Raw genomic sequence first — 22,393 nt, forward strand, 5'->3', positions numbered from 1 at the left:
TGAAGGTGAAGAGGATGGCAGATACGATCAGGGGCGGCGACATAGCCCCTTTACAAAGTTATGATGAAGCAGTGGAATGGATTAACGGGTTGATTCCGTTTGGCATTAGACCCGGACTGGAACGAATCGAACAGCTGATGAGTAGACTGGGTGATCCCCAACGACATCTGAAATTTATTCATATTGCGGGAACCAACGGTAAGGGCTCAACTTGTGCCTTTCTAACCTCTGTGCTTCTGAAATGTGGATACGATGTTGGGACCTTTACTTCTCCGTACATCACCCGATTTACGAACCGTTTTCAATTCAATGGGACCGATATTCCAGATGAAACGCTGGTTTCACTCGCCAATCGCTTGTATCCGTTGGTGAAAGAAATCGCAGATAGTGAGTTGGGATCACCTACGATGTTTGAGGTGTCCACAGCGTTGGCTATTTTGTACTATGCTACGGTAGCTTTTCCAGATGTTGTGGTATGGGAGACAGGTCTCGGGGGAAGGATGGATGTAACTAATATCGTGAGTCCTATCGTCTCGGTTATTACGAATGTCGGCTATGACCATACGGACATTTTGGGAGATACACTGGAACAGATTGCAAGAGAAAAGGCTGGGATCATCAAGCCTGGTGTACCTGTCGTCAGTTGTGTTTCCCAGCCCGAGGCTATTCAGGTCATACGTGAAACGGCGGCCAAGCAAGGAGCTACCTTGTACTTGGCAGGAGAACAATTTACGTATGAACGGTTAAATGGGAATGAAACAGGTCAGACCTTTTCATTCGCTGGACCCTTCCGGCATATGGAAATCGACATCACGTTGTTAGGCGAGCATCAATGTTCTAATGCGGCAGGAGCTATGATGGCACTTGAAGTCCTACGTCAGTATATGGCTTTTGTGTTGGATGATGCGGATCTGCTGGAGGGCTTTAGGCAAGCTGCCTGGGCAGGGCGTCTCGAACAAGTCAGTACCTCGCCGAGAATTGTCCTTGATGGGGCTCATAATCCAGAAGGGGCGCAGACGCTGGCCAAGAGTCTCCCACAAGTGTATTCGTACAAAAAATTGGTTTTAATGATGGGAATGCTGTCAAACAAGCATCATGAGGCATACTTGCAGCATATACTGCCACTAGTGGATACGCTTATCCTGACCGAGCCCGATTTTCGCCGCAAAATGAATGCCGCTGATTTGGCTCATCTCGTGGAGAAGCTGCGGCCGTCTTATGCCAAAACGGATTTAAAAATTATTGTAGAAGGTGACTGGAAAAAGGCTTTAAGCCTTTTTCAGTTACATACGGAAGCGGAAGATCTGGGGGTGGTGTCCGGCACGCTGTATCTTATTGCGGATGTACGGGCTACCCTTATGTATCAAACCGATTCGGAAAAAGGTTGGTGAAATTTGTTGATTACTTCGGAACATGTTCATTTTATCGGTATCGGCGGCTACGGGATGAGCGCGATTGCTCGGGTCATGCTGGAGATGGGATATACCGTGACCGGCTCAGATGTGGCATCACAGGAGCTGACAGAAAAACTGGCGGCAAAAGGCGCAAAAATATATATTGGACACACGCCTGAACATATTGCAGGCGCAGATATTGTTGTCTATTCAACAGCATTGTCACGTGACAATGTAGAGCGGGTGGCAGCGGAAGAATTGAATATTCCAACACTGCACCGTTCGCAGATGCTGGCTCGCTTGCTTAACGAACGTAAGGGAATAGCGGTTGCGGGTGCGCACGGGAAAACGACAACCTCTTCCATGATCGCTCTGGTTATGGAGAGATGTAACGTTGATCCAACGTATATTATTGGCGGCGAAATCACGAATTTGGGAACGAACGCCAAAGCGGGTAAAAGCGAGTTTGTCGTTGCCGAGGCGGATGAGAGCGATGGTTCTTTCCTGCAATATCATCCTTGGCAGGGTATCGTAACTAATATTGAAGCGGATCATTTGGAAAATTACGATGGCGATTTTAATCGGCTGAAAAGTGCTTACGTACAGTTTTTGAGTCAAATTCGGCCGGATGGAGCAGCTATTGTATGCGCAGATGATCAGAACATCCGAGAGATGTTGCCTCAGCTCCAAACTCGGGTCATTACTTATGGGGTAGAGCATGAAGCGGATTACATGGCGACAGATATCCAACTAGGTGACCGCCGATTAAGCTTTACGATGAGTCGTAAGGGAACAGCACTCGGAACGATTGAATTGTCTGTACCGGGTAAACATAACATGTATAATGCGATGGCTACCGTGATTTCATGTTTGGAAGCAGGAATTCCATTTGATCAAATTGCTGCAACTATTGTGGAATTTCACGGAGCAAAACGTCGTTTTCAAGTGCTAGGTGAAGGCAATGACATTTTGATTATTGATGACTATGCGCATCACCCAACAGAGATTGAGGCTACGATCAGTGCAGCGAGAGCGACTGGGAAGCGTATTATTGCCGTGTTCCAGCCACAACGCTACAGCCGTACCTTTTTCCTGTTGGATGCGTTCAGCCGTGCGTTTAGCGAGGCTAATGAAGTGATCATTACCGATATTTATTCACCAGCGGGAGAAAAACAGATTGAAGGTGTGCATTCTTCCAAACTGGTGGATTTAATCGTCCAAAACAGCAATGCGAATGCAATCTATTTACCGACCAAAGAAGCCGTGATCGAAGAGCTGAAAGATCGGTTACAGCCGGGCGATCTAGTGCTGACAATGGGAGCAGGGGATATTTGGAAAGCTGGCGACGCGTTAGCACGCCATCTTCGCGGGCAACAAGTGTAATTACGTATAAACATGGGCTGTTACGCCAATGAATTATAGCTTTGAAGGGTATTCCGAGCACGAAAGTGTTTCGGGATACCCTTTTTTGTAATGCTGTGGCATATTTCCTCAGCTTGACTCATACAACAGACTATGAGGAAGTATGGGACAAGGAGGGAGTGCATCCATGAACAAGGCCAAGATGACATTCCGGTTCGATCAACAGTTGCCGGAAACAAGCCGGGAGGATAAGCTACAGGTGCTTCCGAACAAAAATGAGTCGTTTACGAACGGACAGCGTGACATGATTAGAGATACGGAGTTACACCACGATGATGAGCTTTATCAAACTGATAACCAGCGTAAAGGAATGGAACGGACTAGTAGTATGGAGAAACATACTCGAACTACACAACATTCAGAGCTCGGCAAACCTGTGGAGACGAATAAACGCATTGCAACTCGGCGTTTTACTCCAACATTGAGGGTACAAGAGGGATGGGACGACCCTTTTGGTCGTTCGGCAGCTTCCTGGTCAGATGCGGACGTTCTACCGGAAAGTCCAGAAGAGGATGATGTTGAGGTTGAGGAGGCCTATTATTCCGGTCAAGAGTATAGAAAGCGTCCACCACACCCTTCCAGATGGAGGTTGATCGGTTCTGTAGCCAGTGCGTTGGTGACTGGGGGCATGTTCGGATATATTATGTTGTTATTGTTTAACGGAGGTAGTATGGTCCCGGGATCTGATTCTTTGGATAATGAGGCTGTACCCGTTTTCAAAGAATCTGTTGATGTCGATACAACGTCTGCAAAAGAGAATGCTGCCCCTGTCGCCGTCGTAGCGACTCAAGTGTCTCCACAAACCTTTTACTTGCTGCAATACGGGGTTTTCAGCACTCCAGAGAGGGCTTTACAGGCAAAGGAAGAACTGTTGAAGGCAGGCATTGCAGCAGGAGGGGATAGCGAGGATCAAAACCGAGTATATGCAGGAATATCGTCGGATAGGGAGCAAGCCAAGTTGCTTAGTAATCAATTGAAGACACAAGGAGTGGAATTGTATGTCCGCGAGCTCGAATTACCCGGATTCGAAAAAGCGGCTTACGGAGGTAATGGTGATAAACTCACTACCTTTTTTCAGTTAAGCAACTCATTAGTGGGCAAGCTGAGCGGACTTTCCTCAACTTTGCTCAGAGAAGAAGGCCTAAGTACGGTGCCAGCCTCCGACATGAGCGAGCTGAACGACCTGCATCAGCAGTGGACACAAAATATCGCTGCACTTCCCACTGGTCTTCCGAAGGAAGCGGCTGCCACCGCAACTTCGCTTGAAAAGGCGATGAACAGCGCAGTCTCTGCACTTGGAGAATATAACAAGAACACAGCCAAGGAACACATTTGGGAGATTCAGTCCTCCATGATGGAATATGTTTTGCGTGAGAAGGAATTTATCCAATTCATAAAACAGTAGACTAACCATACTTTCCGGCAAGGAACTGGAAATAGTTCCCCATGCCGGATTTCTGTTTGTATTGCAGTACAAATCACCGTATAATAATGAAGGTGTCAAAAAATGGCGAGGGAAGATCAGGATGAAAAAAAATGTAGGAATGCTTATACTGTTTTTGTTGCTCGGTTGGCTTTTGGGTGCCTGGATTGCTAAGGCCCTTCAATCGGTCAAAGTCCTTTCCTTTCTGACCCACCCCACTACGATATCCTGGTCGCCGAGAGCGGATCTGGATATTATCAGCTACAACATAACGATAAATTTTGAATTGAGCCTGCTTAGTCTGATCGGCATCATCGCCGCATTCTGGCTGTATCGCAGGCTCTAACTGATGAAAAGGAGCTTCCCTTATGGACGGGAAAATTACGCCCCGCATTATTCTGGCATCGACTTCACCAAGAAGGAAGGAATTACTCGCATATTTGAGACTCCCCTTTGAGGTGGTGCCGAGTCATGCGGATGAAAGCACGCCTGAGAGCTGGACGCCTCAGCAAATCGTGGAGACCCTTGCGGCCCGCAAAGCCGAAGCGGTCGTGCGCACTGCCGCACAGTCCGAGGAAGCTGGATTGGTGATTGGCAGTGATACGATTGTCGTGCTGGAGGATTCGGTATTGGGCAAGCCTGCTGACCATGCGGACGCGGTTCGTATGTTGACTGCATTGCAGGGAAGAACACACCGTGTGTACACTGGGGTAGCCTGCATACATACCGGAACCGGCAAGATGCTTGTTAGACATCGCCAAACGGAGGTCACAATGAAGCCTCTGAACCAAGAGCAAATTGTGGCATACGTAAATACTGGAGAACCGTCTGACAAAGCAGGATCGTATGGCATTCAAGGCATGGGTGCTACGTTGGTGGAATCTATTCAGGGTTGTTATTTTAACGTCGTAGGATTGCCGCTTTCTTTGCTGTCGGACATGCTGTCCGATTTTGGAGTGAATGTGCTGCGTCCATAAAAGGGGATAAACATATGCTGGAGTCGCCAATACTGATGCTTCGCGACCTCCCCCATGAAGAACGACCAAGAGAGCGCATGATGACATATGGGGCGAATGCCTTAAGCAACGCGGAGTTGCTAGCAATACTACTGCGTACAGGAACACAAAGTGAATCATCTCTGCATTTAGCGCAGCGTATTTTGCAGCAAGCAGGGAATTTGCGTCAACTGGTGGATATGAGTCTGAGCGAGTTGACCCAGATTAAGGGCATTGGAAATGCTAAAGCGATACAGCTAAAAGCGGGGATCGAACTCGGGCGTCGATTAGCATTGTCACGCCACTTGGAGACCCCGGTAATTAGTTGCCCACGGGATGTGGCAGATCTGCTGTTTGAACAGCTTCGCTATTTGCAGAAAGAGCATTTTGTTTGCCTGTTTTTAAATACCAAAAACCATGTCATTGCTCAGGAAACGCTATCTATGGGCAGCCTGAATTCCGCCATCGTGCATCCTCGTGAAGTATTTCGGGCTGCAATCAAGTGCAGCAGTGCTTCGATTATTTGCGCTCATAACCATCCGAGCGGTGATCCGAAGCCAAGCCCGGAAGATGTCCAGTTGACTCGCCGCCTGATGGAAGCGGGCAACATCGTGGGCATCGACGTGCTTGATCATATTGTGATCGGGGACGGGACCTTTGTAAGTTTGAAGGAACAAGGTCTGATATAATATAATATTTAAATCAAACATTTAAACATGACCGGATAAACCGGCCTGAATAAACCGTTTATACAGGGATAACAGATTTCAGGGAAGAGAAAAGGAGATTAACATCATGCTGGGTGGCTTTACAAAAGATTTGGGAATTGACTTAGGAACGGCAAACACGCTTGTATACGTAAGAGGTAAGGGAATCGTGGTTCGTGAACCATCTGTAGTTGCTTTGCGTACAGATACAAAAACCATTGAGGCTGTTGGGGAATCTGCGAAAAAAATGATCGGTCGCACACCGGGAAATATCCGTGCAATTCGTCCAATGAAGGATGGAGTCATTGCTGATTTTGATACGACTGCAACGATGATCAAATATTTCATCCGTCAGGCGCAAGCACAACGTTCATTGTTTCCGCGCCATCCGAACGTGATGGTTTGCGTGCCTTCGGGCATTACTGCAGTGGAACAGCGTGCTGTTGAAGATGCGACCAAGCAAGCAGGCGCAAGAGAGGCGTACACGATTGAAGAGCCGTTTGCAGCGGCAATTGGCGCTGATCTGCCGGTATGGGAGCCTACAGGCAGTATGGTTGTCGATATCGGTGGAGGTACAACCGAAGTCGCGGTCATTTCCTTGGGAGGGATCGTAACAAGTCGTTCTGTACGTGTAGCTGGCGATGAAATGGACGAGTCCATCATTCAATACGTGAAACGTCAATACAACCTGATGATTGGTGAACGGACTTCTGAGCAGCTGAAAATGGAAGTTGGTTCAGCTATGCCATTAGAGCAAGTGGAAACATCGGAAATCCGCGGACGCGATCTGGTGACAGGCTTACCGAAGACAATTACGATTACCTCCGATGAAATTAGCGAAGCATTATCGGATACCGTTAATGCGATCGTGGATGCAGTCAAAGTAACATTGGAAAAATGCCCTCCCGAGCTGGCGGCGGACATCATGGATAGAGGAATTGTACTGACTGGTGGTGGAGCACTACTGCGCAACCTGGATAAGCTGTTGGCAGGTGAGACCGGAATGCCGGTGATCGTAGCGGAAAATCCTCTGGATTGTGTGGCAATCGGTACGGGTAGAGCACTGGAAAATATCCATTTGTTCAAATCGCGCAGCAGTTCTGCCGTCCGTTCCAAACGTTGAATCGGGGGTGTAGGAACTGTTTAAGCTGTTTGGCAATAAAAGACTATTTGTTCTATTGATCGGAATCGTTCTGTTTATTGCCCTTATGGGGATTACACTTGGACAGAGAAATTCCTTAACCTGGCCCGAGAAGTTTGCCAGAGATTCAATTGGCTTTGTGCAAGGTATCTTTTACAGGCCCGCTTCAGCAATAGCGGGCTTCTTTGAAGATATCGGTAATATGCGTAGTATTTACGAAGAAAATGAGCGCTTAAAAATAGCCGTGGCCAAGCTGACTCGTGACCAGATTCAGACTCATAATTATGTTGAAACAAATGCCAGATTGCAGAATGAACTGAAGTTCACCCAAACGCAAAAGGCGAAAAATAATTATGATTATCGTGTTGCTCAAGTGAACAGTGTTAGCAATGATTCCAAAACACTCGTGATTGATATTGGTGAGAAGGACGGAGCCAAGGTCGGTCAGGAGGTCAGTTCACTTGAAGGGTTTGTTGGGGTCATTAGCCGCACGGGGAATTTTACGTCTACCGTTACGCTGTTGACTACATTGGATCCTAAAAATCCGAATTCTTATGCCATTGCAGCGACAGTCTTGGGTAAGGAAAATCAATCGTTTGGTATGATTGAAAGCTATGATCCGGGTACGAACACATTTCAAATGACTCGCATTGAAGAAAAAGATCCAATCGCAAAGGGTGATCAGATTATTACGTCTGGTGCAGGTGGGAAGTTCCGCAAAAACCTAATGATTGGAACGGTGGAGAAAATTCAGGTTGGAGAGTTCGGCAAAACACGGACAGCGATTATTAAACCGGCAGCCAGCTTTGTGGATTGGAAAGAACTGCTCGTCCTCTACACTCCTGAGGTACCGGAATAATGAAGATGCGCGGTCAGGTTCTGATACTGCTGCTGTTTGTCCTGTTTATAGCTGAAGGAACGATTCTTCCGTGGCTTCTCCCGGATAGTTGGCATTCAAGAATGGTTCCAAATTTTGTGTATGTCGTAATTTTGTTTGTATCTGTGTATTACAGCCGTCATACAGCGTTGGTGCTAGGTATTGTTTTTGGACTTATTCATGATGTAGTGTACTACGGGTTTATCATTGGCCCTTATTCTTTTGCAATGGGGTTGTCTGCATACTTATTAGGGCTTGTGTTTACTGCTAGACGTGCACCGATGCCCATTATGATGGCGGCCGTATTGATTGGTAGTTTCCTGCTGGATTCTATGCTTTTTGCCATTGATCAGCTGTTTCAACTGAATCATCAGACTTTCAATTGGGCACTTGCTCAGTATATGATTCCTGATTTGTTTATCCATTTTCTGTTCGCCCTCATCATTTATGTCCCAGTTCGCAAGCAATTGCAGCGTTTGGGTAGCCGTGTGAAAAAGGAAGAGACTGTCTAGGTCTTTTTACACACATTTTGTCCGGGTTAGCAGGGATTTGACGTCCCGGGGACGAAATGATTGAGATAGGAGGGACAGGCTAATGGCGGTGAAATCGAATCATGTCACGATTAAAGGCATCAAAGATGGCCTGGTATTCCTGCTGGACGATCAATGCGAATTTGAGGATTTGCTGGGTGAGCTGCGTTTTAAGCTGGAGCACAGTCATCAAAATATTTTAACTGGTCCGATCATTCATGTGGATATTAAACTGGGAAGTCGGGAAGTAACTGAGGAGCAAAAGGAAAGTATTCTGGAGATTTTGAAGCAGAAGGGGAATCTGCTCATCAGGTCTGTAGAATCACCCGGATTGCCTGTGGTAATGCAGGGCAAGCCCCCCATTCACACGGTGACAGGGATTATCCGTTCAGGACAAGTGCTTCATCACGATGGAAACTTACTCTTTTTGGGAGATGTTAACCCGGGTGGAATTATAACTTGTACCGGTGATATCTATGTCCTTGGCGCTCTGCGGGGTATGGCGCATGCAGGGATGGAGGGAAATAGTGAAGCGATTATCGCGGCCTCCTATTTTGCACCAACACAGCTGCGAATTTCCGAAATGATTAGCCGTCCACCAGATGAATGGGAGACACGTGAATCCGGCATGGAATTTGCGTATCTCAAGGATGGCGCTATGCAAATAGATAAAATGAGCAATATTGTGCGTCTGGGCCGCGATTTTAACGTGTTCAAAGGGGTGTAGCACATGGGAGAGGCTATCGTCGTCACTTCAGGAAAAGGCGGCGTCGGCAAAACGACGACGTCAGCCAATATAGGAACAGCGCTTGCACTGCTCGGCAAAAAGGTGTGTTTGGTGGATACGGATATCGGTTTGCGTAATCTAGACGTTGTGATGGGTCTGGAAAACCGGATTATTTATGACCTTGTTGATGTAGCGGAAGGTCGTTGCCGTCTGAACCAGGCACTGGTTAAGGACAAGCGTTTTGAGGAGCTGTATATGCTACCAGCTGCTCAAACCAAGGACAAAAGTGCTGTTACGCCGGAGCAGGTTAAGGATATTATTTTGGAGCTTAAAAAGGATTTTGAATATATATTGATCGACTGCCCTGCGGGTATTGAGCAAGGCTTTAAAAATGCCATTGCCGGTGCGGATCAGGCCATTGTTGTGACTACTCCAGAAAATGCTGCTGTACGCGATGCAGATCGGGTAATTGGTTTACTGGAAAGTTCACATGTGATATCACCTAAGTTGGTGGTTAACCGCATTCGCAATAGTATGGTTAAATCCGGAGATATGTTAGATATTGACGGAATTTTACAAGTGCTTAGCATAGACCTTATTGGGATTGTACCGGATGATGAAATGGTAATTAAAGCAGCTAATACAGGAGAGCCTACTGTTATGAATCCGGATGCGCAGGCAGCGATTGCCTACCGGAACATTGCGAGACGAATCTTGGGCGATACTGTGCCTCTTATGCAGCTGGACCAGAAGAAGAGTGTGATGACACGCTTTAAGAAGTTTTTTGGTATGGGTGGATAAGGAAAACAGGAAGTTATTGTTGGTGGTTGCTTGGCCCTTTCTAGTGAGATATTTTCACTGATTTCTAAGGGAAGTGTTACAGTAGCATTCATTTGTAATACTAGACACTTAAATAAGTCACCACTTATTTAAGTGTTTTTGGTTTGCTTTTTTAAATTTCTATGATTCTGGTTCGTAAATTTAGATCATTACATAAATGTTATAAATGCAAAAGAAAACATATCCGGTGCGATAGCGCCGGTTTTTTTGATTTTTAGGGTATGTAATCCCCAACCGGACAACATAAGTTGAAGCCCGTCCTCATAAGATGTAATAAACTTACCTCGCTGAGGGGGCTGAACAGGATGCACAAAAATTCCGGAATCAAGCAGCGCAGAAAAGAACGTATACAGCAGCTAATCGAGGGAAACAAAGCGGAGGCGTATTCCTCAGGCATAGATCAGAACAGGTACGGGTACAGAGAAATGAAATCGATGCCTGTAGTCAGTGCCAACTCGCCCAGAGACCCAGAAACTGAGTGGAAAAATGATCGACAACGTTGGCAGCAATCTTTTGGGGCAAATCGTGGTCCGTCTTTTTGGAGTTCCTTTTGGCGTAGAACTGTCATAGCAGCAGTGTTATTTGGAGTGGTGTGGGGCTTATTTCGCTGGGATATTCCCTATGCAGTAAATTTGAGAATGTTTGTCGCGGATGCCTTGAATAAGGACATGGATTTTGCAGCCGCCGGACAATGGTATAAAACTTATTTTGACGGAGCTCCTTCCTTCTTACCGATTTTTGGCGAGGAGCATGAAACGAAACAGGTAGACGCAAGTCGAAAGGGCTCTCCACCGATTGAAGGCAATATAACACAGCCGTTTGTACTGAGTCTTAAAGGAGTAGAAATTACGCCGAATGTTGCCGATAACGGGGCAATCGCTGTTAAAAGTATAGATGCAGGACGTGTATTAGACGTATTAAACCATCCCAAAAGTGGGATTTCAGTTACAATTCGTCACACTGGCGGTATCACAGCAACTTACGGAAGGCTCTCACGCTCTACCTTAAAAGTGAACGATTGGGTTCAGGAGGGTGAAGAGATCGGTGTATTGCCAGCAAGTCACGGCGGTAGCGAGGCGGCGACTTTATTTTTGGCAATTCAAAGAGGGGATCAATACATTGACCCGTCGGAAGTGGTAGCCCTTGATTAATGTCCGAGGGGTGACCTTATCACTGCATCCACTGTTTGTACTGGTTATGCTGACCTCTGTATTAACTGGACATTTCATCGAGATCATGACCTTATTTACACTGGTGTTTATACATGAGCTAGGTCATGCGACAGCTGCTTCGTTGTTGGGGGCGCGGTTACTTTCCATACAGATGTTACCCTTTGGAGGAGTGGCTGTCATTGAGGATCAAGGGAAGCTCAATGCGTGGAAGGAGATTGTCATTGCTCTAGCAGGCCCCCTGCAAAACGGAATCATGATCATCATTCTTTTGTGGCTTAGGAATGTGAGTGGGTTGGAGCATGATTATGTAAATTATATAATTCAGGGAAATGCTGTTATTGCATTGTTTAATTTGTTGCCAATTTTACCGCTTGATGGTGGAAAAATATTGCAGTCGCTGATTAGCTTATTCTTCTCTTATCACCGCACATTAGTATGGACTTTTAGAGCCAGTATCATAACAAGTCTGCTATTTTGCCTGTATGGTATTTCGCCGTTATTAAGGCAAGATGAGCCTTTACATTTAAATCTGCTGGCGGTAGGGATTTTTTTGCTTTATTCTAATATTGTGGATTATCGGAATATCCCTTACCGTTTTATACGTTTTTTGCTGGGGAGGGACGAGCTTTTTTACCGCGAAGCGGCTAAAGGAAGCATTGCCTTACCTATTGTATCCCTGCCCGTGAAACATTTGGAGCCTGTTTTGCGTCTTTTCAGAAGAGATCGATATCATATGGTTTACGTTATGAATGAACAGGGACGGATTGTAGCTGTATTGCCGGAACAACGACTTATACGTTCTTATTTTGCGGCACGCCCGCCAAATGATGGAGAATCCAAACCCAAATAATGTTTATGAAATAAGGAAGAGGCTGTATTCAGAGAGGTTGAAAAACCATGAAGCAAATGATTGTACAATGCCAACAGCAGATGACCCAAATGGCACTGTTGGAAGAGGGACGATTGGTTGAATATGCGGCTGAACTACCGCGAAAACGGGGAATTCTAGGTTCTTTTTTCAAAGCGAGAGTGGTCAATGTGCTACCAGGTATGCAAGCCGCCTTTGTTGACATTGGACAGCGCAAGAATGCCTTTTTGTATGTGGATGACGTACTTCATGCTCATTTGGACAAGCAGCCAGAGGTAAAGCCGTCCATTTCTGAACTGTTAAAGGTGGGGCAGGAAATCGTAGTACAGGTATTAAAAGAGGCAGTTGGTAGCAAAGGAGCCAGGGTGACCACTCATTTTTCACTTCCGGGCCGCTGGATTGTTTACATGCCCCGTGCTGATTATGTGGCCGTATCCAAGAAGATTGAGCGTGAGGGAGAACGTGCCCGTTTGAAAGCCATGGGAGAGCAACTGCGCACGGGTGAGGAAGGGGTCATCATTCGTACGGTTTCAGAGGAAATGAGTATAGAGGCGATTGAAAATGATCTGAATCAACTACGTAAGCAATGGGCGGCTATTCAGCGCAAAGCGGGTGAACACTCCGCACCGTGTGAATTGCACCGAGATCTGAGTATCGTTCAGCGTTTAATTCGCGATGTGTTTACACCTGAGCAGGATGAACTGGTCATTGACAGTGAGGAGCAAGCAAAGGATGCAGAAGTAATGCTGCAGCAGATTGGTTCTGCGAAAGCTCATGTAAGTATATTTCACAGTGCAGAAGAAACGATTTTCAAAGCTTATGGCATTCATGAGCAGCTGGAGCGCGATTTTGCACGAAAGGTATGGCTTCAGGGTGGCGGATACATTGTCATTGATCATACGGAGGCATTGACCGTCGTGGATGTGAACACTGGGAAGTTTACGGGCGGCAGTAATCTGGAAGAGACGGTGACCCAGACTAACATTGAAGCAGCAGAAGAGATTGCCCGCCTGGTACGTGTACGTGATATTGGAGGTATTATCATCATTGATTTCATCGATATGGAACAAGAGGAGAATCGTAGGGAAGTATCTTCTGTGCTGGAGGCAAGATTAAAAAAGGACCGGACTAAATCATATGTTGTCGGTTGGACGCGGTTAGGTTTACTGGAAATGACCCGCAAAAAAGTGCGTGAAGAAAAGACTCTCGTGTAGAACGTGCGTGCGTAATCAAAATTATTTCAAAACTAAAGGTTGAATGTGTACGAAGCTTGTGCTACAATCATTTAGTATGTGTGATGCGTAAGATTGGCTGCACATGCTGTAACCGCTCCAATCAGGTACTGAAGCGCAGTATCCTAAGGAAACTGCCACCTGCAATTAGGCGAGTCTGAGACATAAGGAGGTGCAAGCAAATGTACGCAATTATCGAAACTGGTGGTAAGCAATACAAAGTTCAAGAGGGCGATGTATTGTTCATCGAGAAGTTGGAAGCTAATGATGGTGAAACTGTAACGTTCGATCGTGTTCTGGCAGTGTCCGGCGACAATGGCTTGACAGCAGGTACACCGCTTCTTTCTGGAGCTTCTGTAACAGCTAAAGTTGAGAAGCATGGTCAAGGTCAAAAGGTCGTTGTATACAAATACAAACCTAAAAAGAACTACCATGTGAAGCAAGGTCATCGTCAACCGTACACGAAAGTGACGATTGAAAAAATCCAAGCGTAAGAGGGTGCGATAATTGATTATCGTGCGTATTATACGGCTGGAGGATGGCAGCATACAGGGGTTTTCTGTTAAAGGTCATGCGAATTTTGCCAAATCTGGCGAGGATATCGTATGTGCTGGTGTTTCAGCGGTAACAGTAGGAACTGTCAATTCGATTGTAGCTCTTACGGACGTTGAAATGGAAACGGAAATGGAAAACGGCTTTTTAAGCGCGTATCTTTCTCCTGAAAATTATCATGATGCGAACGCACAGGTTCAACTGTTGTTGGAGTCCATGGTGATTATGCTGACAAGCATTGCTGAATCATACGGTAAGTATATTCAAATAGAAAATAAACAAAGAAGGAGGTAGACATCATGTTGAAATTGACATTGGATCTTCAGTTATTCGCATCGAAAAAAGGTGTAGGTTCCACAAAAAACGGACGTGACAGCAGATCGAAACGTCTTGGAGTGAAACGTGCTGACGGTCAAGCAGTTACCGGCGGTAGCATCTTGGTTCGTCAACGCGGAACGAAAATTCACCCGGGCACGAACGTGGGCATCGGTAAGGACGACACTCTGTTCGCGAAAGTGGACGGCGTTGTGAAGTTCGAACGTTGGGGCCGTGATCGCAAAAAGGTGAGCATCTACCCGATCGACGTTGCTCCAGTAGCAGCTACTGTAGAAGCTTAATAGCGGCTTAGACACGCTGAAAAGCCTCCGGCACTTTTGTCGGAGGCTTTTTTGCATGATGGTAATGAACTGGAAAGTTAGTCTGTGCTATACTGGATAAAGGTTGTTGACTAGTCCATTTAATTATCGCAGAACGGAGAGAAGCCATGTTCCAGCGGAAAAGAGCGCCTTATCTGGCGTTGGGTTCCATTCTGATTCCTTTGGTTTTTTCACTGCTCTATCCCAAAGCATTAACGATTATCATACTAGCTGTGTGGGCTGTAGCTGCTGCTTGTTTTGGTATGTGGTATACACATAGACAGGTTGAACATGAGCGGAAAGCTGCTTTGCGTTCTTTTGAGCGTACAGCGATAGCAACGCTTAACCATCATCGGCATGACTGGATGAATGATTTACAGGTGCTTTATGGCTATATTCGTATGAATAAGCATGATAAATCAGCTGCTTATGTGGAAACAATAAAGGGGCGGGTGTCGGAAGACAGTAAAATATCTAAGCTGGGTATTCCCTCGCTGGTGTTTTATTTGCAGTCTTTTCGCGTGAACGCCGGAAATTTACAATTGTCGGTACAGGTTGAGGAGGATTTAAAGTTAGACGCTGTCATGTCTCCCGAAGACGGCGAGTCGCTTGCCTCGGCTGTCATACAAACGGTGCGTGCGTATCAATATGGCGGGGGCCGGTCGTCCTGGGGAGAAGTGCGCAGATTGACACTTTATTTCGGTATGGATCAGGATGATGTTATCGTCCGGTTTGAAGGAAGTGACATACCTGCCGATTTAAATATACTAAAGCAGGTCAGATCCGTACTTGGAAGTGAACGCCTTCGAACAGAGAAGCTCCCTACGGGCGATATGCTTCAAATTCGAATGCAGTGCCAGACATAAGGAAGGTGTAACCATGTTTGTAGATAAAGCGAAGATTTTTGTTAAAGGCGGTGACGGTGGAGACGGATTAATTGCGTTTCGCCGTGAGAAATATGTTCCTAATGGCGGCCCAGCTGGTGGTGACGGAGGGAACGGTGGAGATGTAATTTTTCGTGTAGATGAGGGTTTGCGTACCTTGATGGATTTTCGGTACCAACGGCATTTTAAAGCCCAGCGTGGGGTAAAAGGTCGCAACAAAAGCCAACACGGAGCCAACGCTGAGCACATGATTGTCCGTATACCACCGGGAACAGTTATCATGGATGATGACACAGGTGAAGTACTGGCAGATATGACTCGTCATGGCCAACAGGTCGTTGTAGCTAAAGGAGGACGCGGAGGACGCGGCAATATTCGTTTTGCAACACCGAGTAATCCAGCGCCTGAATTGGCTGAAAACGGTGCGGAGGGGCAAGAGCGTTATATTACGCTTGAGTTAAAAGTGATGGCTGACGTAGGCTTGGTCGGATTTCCTAGTGTAGGAAAGTCTACCTTGTTGTCAGTTGTATCTTCTGCAAAACCCAAAATTGGCGCATACCACTTTACAACGATTACCCCAAACCTGGGCGTCGTGGATGTGGGGGATCAGCGGAACTTTGTGATGGCCGATTTGCCTGGTTTGATTGAAGGAGCCCATGAAGGCACTGGACTGGGCCATGAATTCCTGCGGCACATTGAGCGGACGCGAATTATTATCCATGTTGTGGATATGGCCGGCTCTGAAGGACGTGACCCGTTCGAAGACTGGACCAAAATAAACGACGAATTAAAGCAATATAATGCAGCTCTGGCTGAGCGTCCACAAATTGTGGCGGCCAATAAAATGGATATGCCGGAAGCTGAAGAAAATCTTGCTCACTTCAAAGAGCAGATTGCTACGATACGTCCTGACCTTGAAATCATGCCTATTTCCTCTCTGACACGTCAGGGTGTAAAGGAACTGCTCTATCGGGCTGCTGATCTGTTGGATCAAATACCGGACGAGCCGGTTGTTGAGGAAGTAGCAGAAGTCAATGAACGCAAGGTATTTAAGTTGGATACGGCCGAAGACGAGGGCTTTACGATTGTACGTGAAAACGACACATTCGTGGTGCACAGCCCCAAAATTGAGCGCATGATGAAGCGCATGCAGATGAATTCGCATGATGCCATCTTGAAATTAGCAAGAACATTGCGTCATATGGGTGTGGATGCTGAGCTACGCAAACGTGGTGCCACAGATGGTACATCTGTACGCATCGCTGATTTCGAGTTCGAATTCGTAGAAGGCAGCAGCTACTACTAAAAATTAAATAAAGCTTTAAAACCTGAACGGTTACTGTACTATAGGGAATTCTATAGAAGGCAGTAGCCGTTTTTTTGTATTGTTAGCTTGCCGATTTTCATGAGTTTAGATATAATGTCCTCTATACAAAAACATAAGTCTTTGAGGAGAGGACGTTCTTGAAAGAGCGCTATTACTTGGTACGGGAAGATATTTTGCCTGAAGCTATTGTTAAGACCATACAGGTAAAACTGCTGCTGGCTTCGGGAGATGTTAAAACCGTACATGATGCTGTGGAGCAAGTTGGGCTAAGCCGAAGCGCCTTTTATAAATATAAAGATGGCATACATTTGGTTAACCAGTTGGAGCGTGAGCGAATTGTCAATATCTCTATCGATCTAGAGCATCAATCCGGCATGCTGTCCAGGGTGCTCGGCAGAGTGGCGGATTACGGAGGTAATGTGCTGACGATCCAGCAAAGTATTCCACTGCAAGGTAGAGCCAATGTAGTTATCTCAGTCGAAATGTCCAGGCTTAGTGATGAATTGGGTGTTCTGCTGGAGGGCTTGGAAAGCATTTCTGGAGTCAAGCGGGTCCGTCTGATTGGGCAAGGCTGAGGCGATACAGTTCGTTAGATAAAAGTTAGCAGGAGGGGAATGGATGAAACCGGTCAAAGTAGGATTGTTAGGCTTAGGGACTGTAGGTACGGGAGTCGTTCGAATCGTTGAGGGCAATCAGGAAGACTTGAGCAGACAAGTAGGTTCACCGATCATCATTGAAAAAATAGCTGTAAAAAACATAGATAAGTATCGTTCCATAGAAGTAGACACCGCCAAACTTACTGAGGACCCGTGGGAAGTCATTCGAGACCCTGAAATTGATGTGATTATCGAAGTCATGGGTGGGATTGATCAGACGAAGGAGTACATTCTAGAAGCGCTAGAGAGAGGCAAACACATTGTGACAGCCAACAAGGACTTAATGGCATTGCACGGTTCTGAAGTATTGGCAAAAGCACAGGAAAAACAATGTGATATTTTTTATGAGGCTAGTGTGGCAGGCGGTATCCCGATCATTCGTACACTCATTGAAGGGTTCTCCTCTGACCGTATTACCCGCATTATGGGGATTGTGAACGGTACAACAAACTTTATTTTAACTAAAATGAGTCAGGAAGGAGCCTCGTACGAGGAGGTTCTTAGGGAAGCTCAAGAACTTGGATACGCAGAATCTGATCCGACCTCAGATGTCGAAGGATTGGATGCGGCGCGCAAGATGGCAATACTGGGAACCCTTGGTTTCCGCTCTAATGTAGAGCTCAAGGATGTAAGCGTGAGCGGTATTTCAAAGGTAACCAGTGAAGATATTGCCTTTGCTAAAAAACTAGGATATGAAATGAAGTTGCTTGGTATTGCAGAACGCCAAGGTGATGAATTTACGATTAATGTTCAGCCGACTATGGTGCGCAAGCAGCATCCATTGGCATCGGTGAACGGGGTATTCAACGCAGTTTATGTACATGGTGAAGCAGTGGGAGAAACCATGTTTTATGGTGCAGGTGCAGGCGAAATGCCAACAGCTACATCAGTAGTGGCTGACCTGGTAGCTGTAGTGAAAAACCTCAAACTTGGCGTAAATGGGCTAAAAGCAATCGTACCCTACAATCCTAAAAAAATTTGCAATGACGAAGACGTGTATTTCAAAAATTTTGTGCTTTTACACGTAGATGATAAAGCAGGGGTATTGGCACAGATTACGCAGGTATTTGCTGAATTCAATGTCAGTTTGGCATCTGTCGTGCAGCAACCGAATGAGACTAATCCTGATGCTGAGATTATTATCGTGACTCATTTAGCTAGTAAAGCAAGTATGAAAAAGGTTTTGGAGCATTTTGAAACTTTGGACGTGATTCGCCGCATCAAGAGTGTATATCGGGTAGAGGGATAGTTAATAAAAGCAGGAGGAATCATCTGTATGACCGTTTTGAAAACAGCAAGAGTGCGCGTGCCTGCGAGTACGGCTAACCTAGGACCTGGCTTTGATACATTGGGCATGGCGTTGTCTCTATACGCATGGATTGAATTAAAAGAGGCCGAGCAGACAGCTTTCCATCTATACGGGGATCAAATGAATGGCGTTCCCCAAGATAAAACCAATTTGATTTACAAGGTAGCACAAATGGTTTTTCGTGAAGCAGGTGTATCTGTTCCTGAGCTGGAAATTTCGATGTACTCGGATATTCCGCTTACCCGTGGTTTGGGAAGTAGCGCTTCCGCTATTGTAGGTGCCTTGGTGGCTGCTAATATGCTGATTGGCTCGCCTCTGTCGGATTCCAAGCTATTTGATATGGCGAGCGCTATTGAAAAGCATCCGGACAATGTCGGGGCCTCTTTGTTTGGCGGTATTATTACTGCCGTGTGGGATGGCAAACATGCCAAGCACTTACGGATTGAACCGGATGCTAATCTAGAGGTAATGGTAGTTATTCCAGATTTTCAACTGTCCACGTCGAAGGCCAGAGAGGTCCTGCCTACCCATGTATCCTTGAAGGATGCTGTATATAATATTAGCCATGCTTCAATGCTGGTAGCGGCATTGGCATCGGGCCGAACAGATCTAATCGCCGAAGCGATGCGTGATCAGCTTCATCAGCCTTACCGCGCGGCACTTGTACCGGGTATGACAGAGATCCTACAGAATGCGTACCATTATGGTGCATTGGGCGTGGCCCTTAGCGGTGCTGGACCGACATTGCTGGCATTGACGGATCAACGGGAAAATCGTAAAGCGGAGCTTGAACAGTATTTAACGGAGACAATGAACAAAGAAGGGATCACTGCGTCTGTTTTAAATTTGCGCCCGGAGATTGAAGGGGCTAAAGTATATACGGAAGGGAATACACACCCTTTTATGGATATGATTAAAGGGGAACTTACGATATGATGCGAATTGCACTTCTTCCTGAGGGGACTGTTTCTCATGAAGCAATTAAATATTTGTTAGGAGATACACCCTGTGAACTACTGTTTTACAAGCATATAGCAGACGTATTTCAGGCAATAGACAAGGGACAGGCAGACTATAGTGTAATTCCTATAGAAAATACGATTGATGGCTCTGTAAGTTTGCATATGGACTGGCTTGTGCATGAGGTAGACATTCCAATGCAGGCGGAATGGGTATATCCTTCAATTCAAAATCTTATTGGACATCGTAGTGAATTTCTCGGGGATCAGGACAAGCTTGATTTGAGCAAAGTGGTCAAAATTATGTCCCATCCTGTAGCGCTTCCCCAATGTAAAGAATTCATACAAACTTTCGCTCCTCAAGCCGAGCTGGAGAGTGCAGGAAGTACGGCAGAGGCCGTCGAAATTGTTAAACATAACCAAGGTAAAGGTTGGACCGCACTTGGAACCAAGCTTGCGGCTATCAAACACGGATTAGATATTTTGGCCAGCAAAGTGACGGATCATGATAACAATTTCACCCGCTTTGTCTTGATTGGACATCAACCTGTAAGGTTCCCGCGTACGCCTGAAGGCCAGCGAACCAGTATTCTGGTTACGCCGCCGCAGGATTTCCCAGGAGCGCTGCATCAGGTTTTATCCGCATTTGCATGGCGCAGGTTAAATCTGTCTCGTATTGAATCGCGTCCGACCAAAAAGCAATTGGGGAATTATTATTTTTACATTGAAGTTCTGGAATCTCTGCATTCCGTTTTGCTTCCGGCAGCCTTTGCAGAGATCGAGGCTTTGGGGTGCCATGTACGTATTCTTGGCTCTTATCCAAGCTACAAGTATGTTGAAGCAGCGATCGAACCTATTTTGAAGGAACATTAATCGGAGGTGTGGTTGTAATGGCAGAACAATGGATCTATCTGGATGGACAGCATGTGACTAAGGAGAACGCAAAGGTTTCCGTATATGATCATGGTTTCTTGTACGGAGACGGTATATTTGAGGGTATTCGTATTTATAACGGCAATATTTTTAAATGTAAGGAGCATTTAGAGCGGCTGTATGATTCTGCGAAATCTATTCAGTTGAACATTCCGTTGTCTCCTGATGAAATGTTGGAAGCAATGGCTGAAACGATTCGTCTTAACGAAATGCGCAATGGATATATCCGATTGGTTGTATCCCGGGGTGCTGGAAATCTAGGTTTGGATCCCCTTCGTTGTGCAAAGGCGAGTGTCATCATTATTGTCGAGCAGCTCGCCATTTATCCGGAAGAAGCTTATTTGACAGGTCTGAAGACAATTTCTGTCTCTCAACGTCGCAACATCCCGGATGCTTTGAATCCAAAGATAAAATCATTGAACTACCTCAACAATATCCTGGTGAAGATCCAGTCTAATTATGCTGGTGTAGGTGAGGCTATTATGCTCAATTCCCAAGGATATGTGACAGAAGGTTCTGCTGATAACATTTTCATTGTGAAAAATGGAGTGTTATATACACCGCCTTGTTATTTGGGAGCGCTTGAGGGGATTACTCGTAATGCTATCATCGATTTGTGTGCCAAGCTTGGATATTCGCTTAAGGAGCAACCTTTTACATTGCATGATGTATATGTGGCGGATGAGGTGTTTTTTACGGGAACCGCTGCAGAAGTGATTGCAGCTTATGAAGTAGATGGTCGTACGATCGGCTCCGGTGTTGCTGGTCCAGTGACTTTGGAGCTCCTGGCCGAGTTCCGGAAGATTGTGGATCAGGATGGCTATAAAGTGTGGCAGGACTAAAAGAATACGAGATCCTTTTGACTGAATGCTTGTAAGAGTATTCGGTTGAGAGGATTTTTTTGTTTGTAGGGGGTCATTCGCCCGGGAGGTGCATAGGATGTAATAACAGAAGCCGGGCGTTTATCCCGCCCGAACGAAAGTCTAGGAGGTTTGTGACCTGTGAAAATACACATCGTCAAAAAAGGTGACACTCTGTACTTACTGGCACAGAAGTATAATGTGACACTAGAGAAAGTTATTGCCGCCAATCCCCAATTGGCAGACCCTAATCAGTTGAGCATCGGCGAGAAAATCAAAATTCCGACAGATCCTGTTACGATGGAAACACAGCCGTCAACGGTCTATCAACACAAAGTTAAGCAAGGTGATACGTTGTGGAAGTTGTCCAAGGCGTGGAATGTACCGCTTAAGTTAATTATTGATGCCAATTCCCAGCTTAAAAACCCGAATGCACTTTTGGTTGGAGAAACAGTTAATATTCCACACTACAAAGAAAGTGTATCTGATCTTTCTGTGAATAAGAAAAATACCGCAGTGAAAGAAGAGATGACACAGCCTAAACCTGAATCCCCAACCAAGGAAGAGCTTACCCAGCCCAAGGCGGAATTAACACAGCCTAAACCGGAGAATATGCCTAGTCCTAAAGAAGAAATGACACAGCCGAAAGAAACAGTGAATCCTCCTAAGCTTCCTGAATTAAACCTGCCTGAAGTTCCTATGGCACCCGTCAATATGGCGCCCGTAAATCCTGCTCCACCTCAATTGCAGCCCATAATTACTCAACCTGCCCCACCTCAACAAATGCAACCTATAGTCACCCAACCGATTGCACCTAAACCGCAGCTTCCAGTTCATATTGAGAAGCAACCCGTAACCGAAAAGTTTTGTGGCTGCACCAGCTCGAAGTCGATGGAGAATTCCTCATGGCCATTACAGCAACCGGCATTTGATTACAGTCCGCCAATAAA

General features: G+C 46.0%; 25 protein-coding genes and 1 other annotated feature (1 of these 26 cut by a window edge). All 25 genes read left to right on the forward strand.

The window, feature by feature from the left end:
- The first annotated feature begins 14 nt into the window (after window positions 1-14).
- Window positions 15-1,391, forward strand: a complete 1,377-nt coding sequence (locus ACXHJ2_RS04120; protein WP_165081767.1) for a bifunctional folylpolyglutamate synthase/dihydrofolate synthase — start codon at window positions 15-17, stop codon at window positions 1,389-1,391.
- A gap of 6 nt (window positions 1,392-1,397) precedes the next feature.
- Entirely contained in the window at window positions 1,398-2,777 is a 1,380-nt protein-coding gene (murC, locus tag ACXHJ2_RS04125) for a UDP-N-acetylmuramate--L-alanine ligase (protein WP_058830530.1), read from the forward strand.
- Between the two features lie 166 nt (window positions 2,778-2,943).
- On the forward strand, window positions 2,944-4,221 hold the full coding sequence (locus ACXHJ2_RS04130; protein ID WP_165081769.1) for an SPOR domain-containing protein: 1,278 nt from the start codon (window positions 2,944-2,946) through the stop codon (window positions 4,219-4,221).
- A 121-nt stretch (window positions 4,222-4,342) separates the two neighbouring features.
- A complete protein-coding gene (locus ACXHJ2_RS04135) occupies window positions 4,343-4,585 on the forward strand; it encodes a DUF4321 domain-containing protein (RefSeq protein ID WP_013372674.1) in 243 nt (80 codons plus the stop codon).
- Between the two features lie 22 nt (window positions 4,586-4,607).
- Window positions 4,608-5,216 carry a Maf family protein gene (locus tag ACXHJ2_RS04140; RefSeq protein WP_013372673.1) on the forward strand — a complete coding sequence of 203 codons (609 nt, stop codon included), beginning with the start codon at window positions 4,608-4,610 and terminating at the stop codon, window positions 5,214-5,216.
- A gap of 14 nt (window positions 5,217-5,230) precedes the next feature.
- A complete protein-coding gene (gene radC / locus ACXHJ2_RS04145) occupies window positions 5,231-5,923 on the forward strand; it encodes a RadC family protein (protein ID WP_165081771.1) in 693 nt (230 codons plus the stop codon).
- Between the two features lie 106 nt (window positions 5,924-6,029).
- Window positions 6,030-7,064 (forward strand): rod shape-determining protein, encoded by a 1,035-nt coding sequence (locus tag ACXHJ2_RS04150; RefSeq protein ID WP_013311600.1) that lies wholly within the window; start codon window positions 6,030-6,032, stop codon window positions 7,062-7,064.
- Window positions 7,065-7,119: 55 nt separating this feature from the next.
- Window positions 7,120-7,941, forward strand: coding sequence for a rod shape-determining protein MreC (mreC, locus tag ACXHJ2_RS04155; RefSeq protein WP_013372671.1), 822 nt, complete (start codon window positions 7,120-7,122; stop codon window positions 7,939-7,941).
- Window positions 7,941-8,471: a rod shape-determining protein MreD gene (gene mreD / locus ACXHJ2_RS04160; protein WP_165081773.1), complete on the forward strand. Its 531-nt coding sequence runs from the start codon at window positions 7,941-7,943 to the stop codon at window positions 8,469-8,471. Before mreC ends, mreD begins: the two co-directional genes overlap by 1 nt.
- A gap of 82 nt (window positions 8,472-8,553) precedes the next feature.
- A complete protein-coding gene (minC, locus tag ACXHJ2_RS04165) occupies window positions 8,554-9,216 on the forward strand; it encodes a septum site-determining protein MinC (protein WP_165081775.1) in 663 nt (220 codons plus the stop codon).
- Window positions 9,217-9,219: 3 nt separating this feature from the next.
- Window positions 9,220-10,017: a septum site-determining protein MinD gene (gene minD / locus ACXHJ2_RS04170; protein ID WP_013372668.1), complete on the forward strand. Its 798-nt coding sequence runs from the start codon at window positions 9,220-9,222 to the stop codon at window positions 10,015-10,017.
- A gap of 344 nt (window positions 10,018-10,361) precedes the next feature.
- Window positions 10,362-11,207 carry a peptidoglycan DD-metalloendopeptidase family protein gene (locus ACXHJ2_RS04175; RefSeq protein WP_165081777.1) on the forward strand — a complete coding sequence of 282 codons (846 nt, stop codon included), beginning with the start codon at window positions 10,362-10,364 and terminating at the stop codon, window positions 11,205-11,207.
- The gene (locus ACXHJ2_RS04180; RefSeq protein ID WP_165081779.1) at window positions 11,200-12,078 is read left to right on the forward strand and encodes a M50 family metallopeptidase; all 879 of its coding nucleotides are present in this window, start codon (window positions 11,200-11,202) and stop codon (window positions 12,076-12,078) included. Before ACXHJ2_RS04175 ends, ACXHJ2_RS04180 begins: the two co-directional genes overlap by 8 nt.
- 47 nt (window positions 12,079-12,125) lie before the next feature.
- On the forward strand, window positions 12,126-13,310 hold the full coding sequence (locus tag ACXHJ2_RS04185; RefSeq protein WP_165081781.1) for an Rne/Rng family ribonuclease: 1,185 nt from the start codon (window positions 12,126-12,128) through the stop codon (window positions 13,308-13,310).
- Window positions 13,311-13,410: 100 nt separating this feature from the next.
- Window positions 13,411-13,497 (forward strand) — a sequence feature (ribosomal protein L21 leader region).
- A gap of 13 nt (window positions 13,498-13,510) precedes the next feature.
- Window positions 13,511-13,822 carry a 50S ribosomal protein L21 gene (gene rplU, locus ACXHJ2_RS04190; RefSeq protein WP_013372663.1) on the forward strand — a complete coding sequence of 104 codons (312 nt, stop codon included), beginning with the start codon at window positions 13,511-13,513 and terminating at the stop codon, window positions 13,820-13,822.
- A 13-nt stretch (window positions 13,823-13,835) separates the two neighbouring features.
- Window positions 13,836-14,174: a ribosomal-processing cysteine protease Prp gene (locus ACXHJ2_RS04195; RefSeq protein WP_013372662.1), complete on the forward strand. Its 339-nt coding sequence runs from the start codon at window positions 13,836-13,838 to the stop codon at window positions 14,172-14,174.
- A gap of 5 nt (window positions 14,175-14,179) precedes the next feature.
- Complete coding sequence (gene rpmA, locus ACXHJ2_RS04200) at window positions 14,180-14,497, forward strand: 50S ribosomal protein L27 (RefSeq protein ID WP_013311590.1); 318 nt, start codon at window positions 14,180-14,182, stop codon at window positions 14,495-14,497.
- Window positions 14,498-14,643: 146 nt separating this feature from the next.
- Window positions 14,644-15,381: a Spo0B domain-containing protein gene (locus tag ACXHJ2_RS04205; RefSeq protein ID WP_013372661.1), complete on the forward strand. Its 738-nt coding sequence runs from the start codon at window positions 14,644-14,646 to the stop codon at window positions 15,379-15,381.
- A 13-nt stretch (window positions 15,382-15,394) separates the two neighbouring features.
- Window positions 15,395-16,705, forward strand: coding sequence for a GTPase ObgE (gene obgE, locus ACXHJ2_RS04210; RefSeq protein WP_013372660.1), 1,311 nt, complete (start codon window positions 15,395-15,397; stop codon window positions 16,703-16,705).
- Window positions 16,706-16,863: 158 nt separating this feature from the next.
- Window positions 16,864-17,301 (forward strand): ACT domain-containing protein, encoded by a 438-nt coding sequence (locus tag ACXHJ2_RS04215; protein ID WP_013372659.1) that lies wholly within the window; start codon window positions 16,864-16,866, stop codon window positions 17,299-17,301.
- Between the two features lie 43 nt (window positions 17,302-17,344).
- Entirely contained in the window at window positions 17,345-18,631 is a 1,287-nt protein-coding gene (locus tag ACXHJ2_RS04220) for a homoserine dehydrogenase (RefSeq protein WP_064963346.1), read from the forward strand.
- A 27-nt stretch (window positions 18,632-18,658) separates the two neighbouring features.
- Complete coding sequence (gene thrB, locus ACXHJ2_RS04225) at window positions 18,659-19,627, forward strand: homoserine kinase (RefSeq protein ID WP_165081783.1); 969 nt, start codon at window positions 18,659-18,661, stop codon at window positions 19,625-19,627.
- Window positions 19,624-20,523, forward strand: coding sequence for a prephenate dehydratase (pheA, locus tag ACXHJ2_RS04230; RefSeq protein WP_025678438.1), 900 nt, complete (start codon window positions 19,624-19,626; stop codon window positions 20,521-20,523). Before thrB ends, pheA begins: the two co-directional genes overlap by 4 nt.
- A 17-nt stretch (window positions 20,524-20,540) precedes the next feature.
- Window positions 20,541-21,425 (forward strand): branched-chain-amino-acid transaminase, encoded by an 885-nt coding sequence (gene ilvE, locus ACXHJ2_RS04235; protein ID WP_013372655.1) that lies wholly within the window; start codon window positions 20,541-20,543, stop codon window positions 21,423-21,425.
- A gap of 159 nt (window positions 21,426-21,584) precedes the next feature.
- Window positions 21,585-22,393 carry the beginning of a LysM peptidoglycan-binding domain-containing protein gene (locus ACXHJ2_RS04240; RefSeq protein ID WP_165081785.1) on the forward strand. 820 nt of this gene lie beyond the right edge of the window, so the window shows 809 of its 1,629 coding nt (coding positions 1-809); it begins with the start codon at window positions 21,585-21,587; its stop codon lies off the right edge, out of view.

It is taken from the genome of Paenibacillus sp. ALE3 (genome assembly GCF_054113405.1).

Coding starts and splice junctions, on each gene's coding strand:
- ACXHJ2_RS04120 (WP_165081767.1), top strand. CDS start 15: ATGGCAGATACGATCAGGGGCGGCGACATAGCCCCTTTACAAAGTTAT.
- ACXHJ2_RS04130 (WP_165081769.1), top strand. CDS start 2,944: ATGAACAAGGCCAAGATGACATTCCGGTTCGATCAACAGTTGCCGGAA.
- ACXHJ2_RS04135 (WP_013372674.1), top strand. CDS start 4,343: ATGAAAAAAAATGTAGGAATGCTTATACTGTTTTTGTTGCTCGGTTGG.
- ACXHJ2_RS04140 (WP_013372673.1), top strand. CDS start 4,608: ATGGACGGGAAAATTACGCCCCGCATTATTCTGGCATCGACTTCACCA.
- radC (WP_165081771.1), top strand. CDS start 5,231: ATGCTGGAGTCGCCAATACTGATGCTTCGCGACCTCCCCCATGAAGAA.
- ACXHJ2_RS04150 (WP_013311600.1), top strand. CDS start 6,030: ATGCTGGGTGGCTTTACAAAAGATTTGGGAATTGACTTAGGAACGGCA.
- mreD (WP_165081773.1), top strand. CDS start 7,941: ATGAAGATGCGCGGTCAGGTTCTGATACTGCTGCTGTTTGTCCTGTTT.
- minC (WP_165081775.1), top strand. CDS start 8,554: ATGGCGGTGAAATCGAATCATGTCACGATTAAAGGCATCAAAGATGGC.
- minD (WP_013372668.1), top strand. CDS start 9,220: ATGGGAGAGGCTATCGTCGTCACTTCAGGAAAAGGCGGCGTCGGCAAA.
- ACXHJ2_RS04175 (WP_165081777.1), top strand. CDS start 10,362: ATGCACAAAAATTCCGGAATCAAGCAGCGCAGAAAAGAACGTATACAG.
- ACXHJ2_RS04185 (WP_165081781.1), top strand. CDS start 12,126: ATGAAGCAAATGATTGTACAATGCCAACAGCAGATGACCCAAATGGCA.
- rplU (WP_013372663.1), top strand. CDS start 13,511: ATGTACGCAATTATCGAAACTGGTGGTAAGCAATACAAAGTTCAAGAG.
- rpmA (WP_013311590.1), top strand. CDS start 14,180: ATGTTGAAATTGACATTGGATCTTCAGTTATTCGCATCGAAAAAAGGT.
- ACXHJ2_RS04205 (WP_013372661.1), top strand. CDS start 14,644: ATGTTCCAGCGGAAAAGAGCGCCTTATCTGGCGTTGGGTTCCATTCTG.
- obgE (WP_013372660.1), top strand. CDS start 15,395: ATGTTTGTAGATAAAGCGAAGATTTTTGTTAAAGGCGGTGACGGTGGA.
- ACXHJ2_RS04220 (WP_064963346.1), top strand. CDS start 17,345: ATGAAACCGGTCAAAGTAGGATTGTTAGGCTTAGGGACTGTAGGTACG.
- thrB (WP_165081783.1), top strand. CDS start 18,659: ATGACCGTTTTGAAAACAGCAAGAGTGCGCGTGCCTGCGAGTACGGCT.
- pheA (WP_025678438.1), top strand. CDS start 19,624: ATGATGCGAATTGCACTTCTTCCTGAGGGGACTGTTTCTCATGAAGCA.
- ilvE (WP_013372655.1), top strand. CDS start 20,541: ATGGCAGAACAATGGATCTATCTGGATGGACAGCATGTGACTAAGGAG.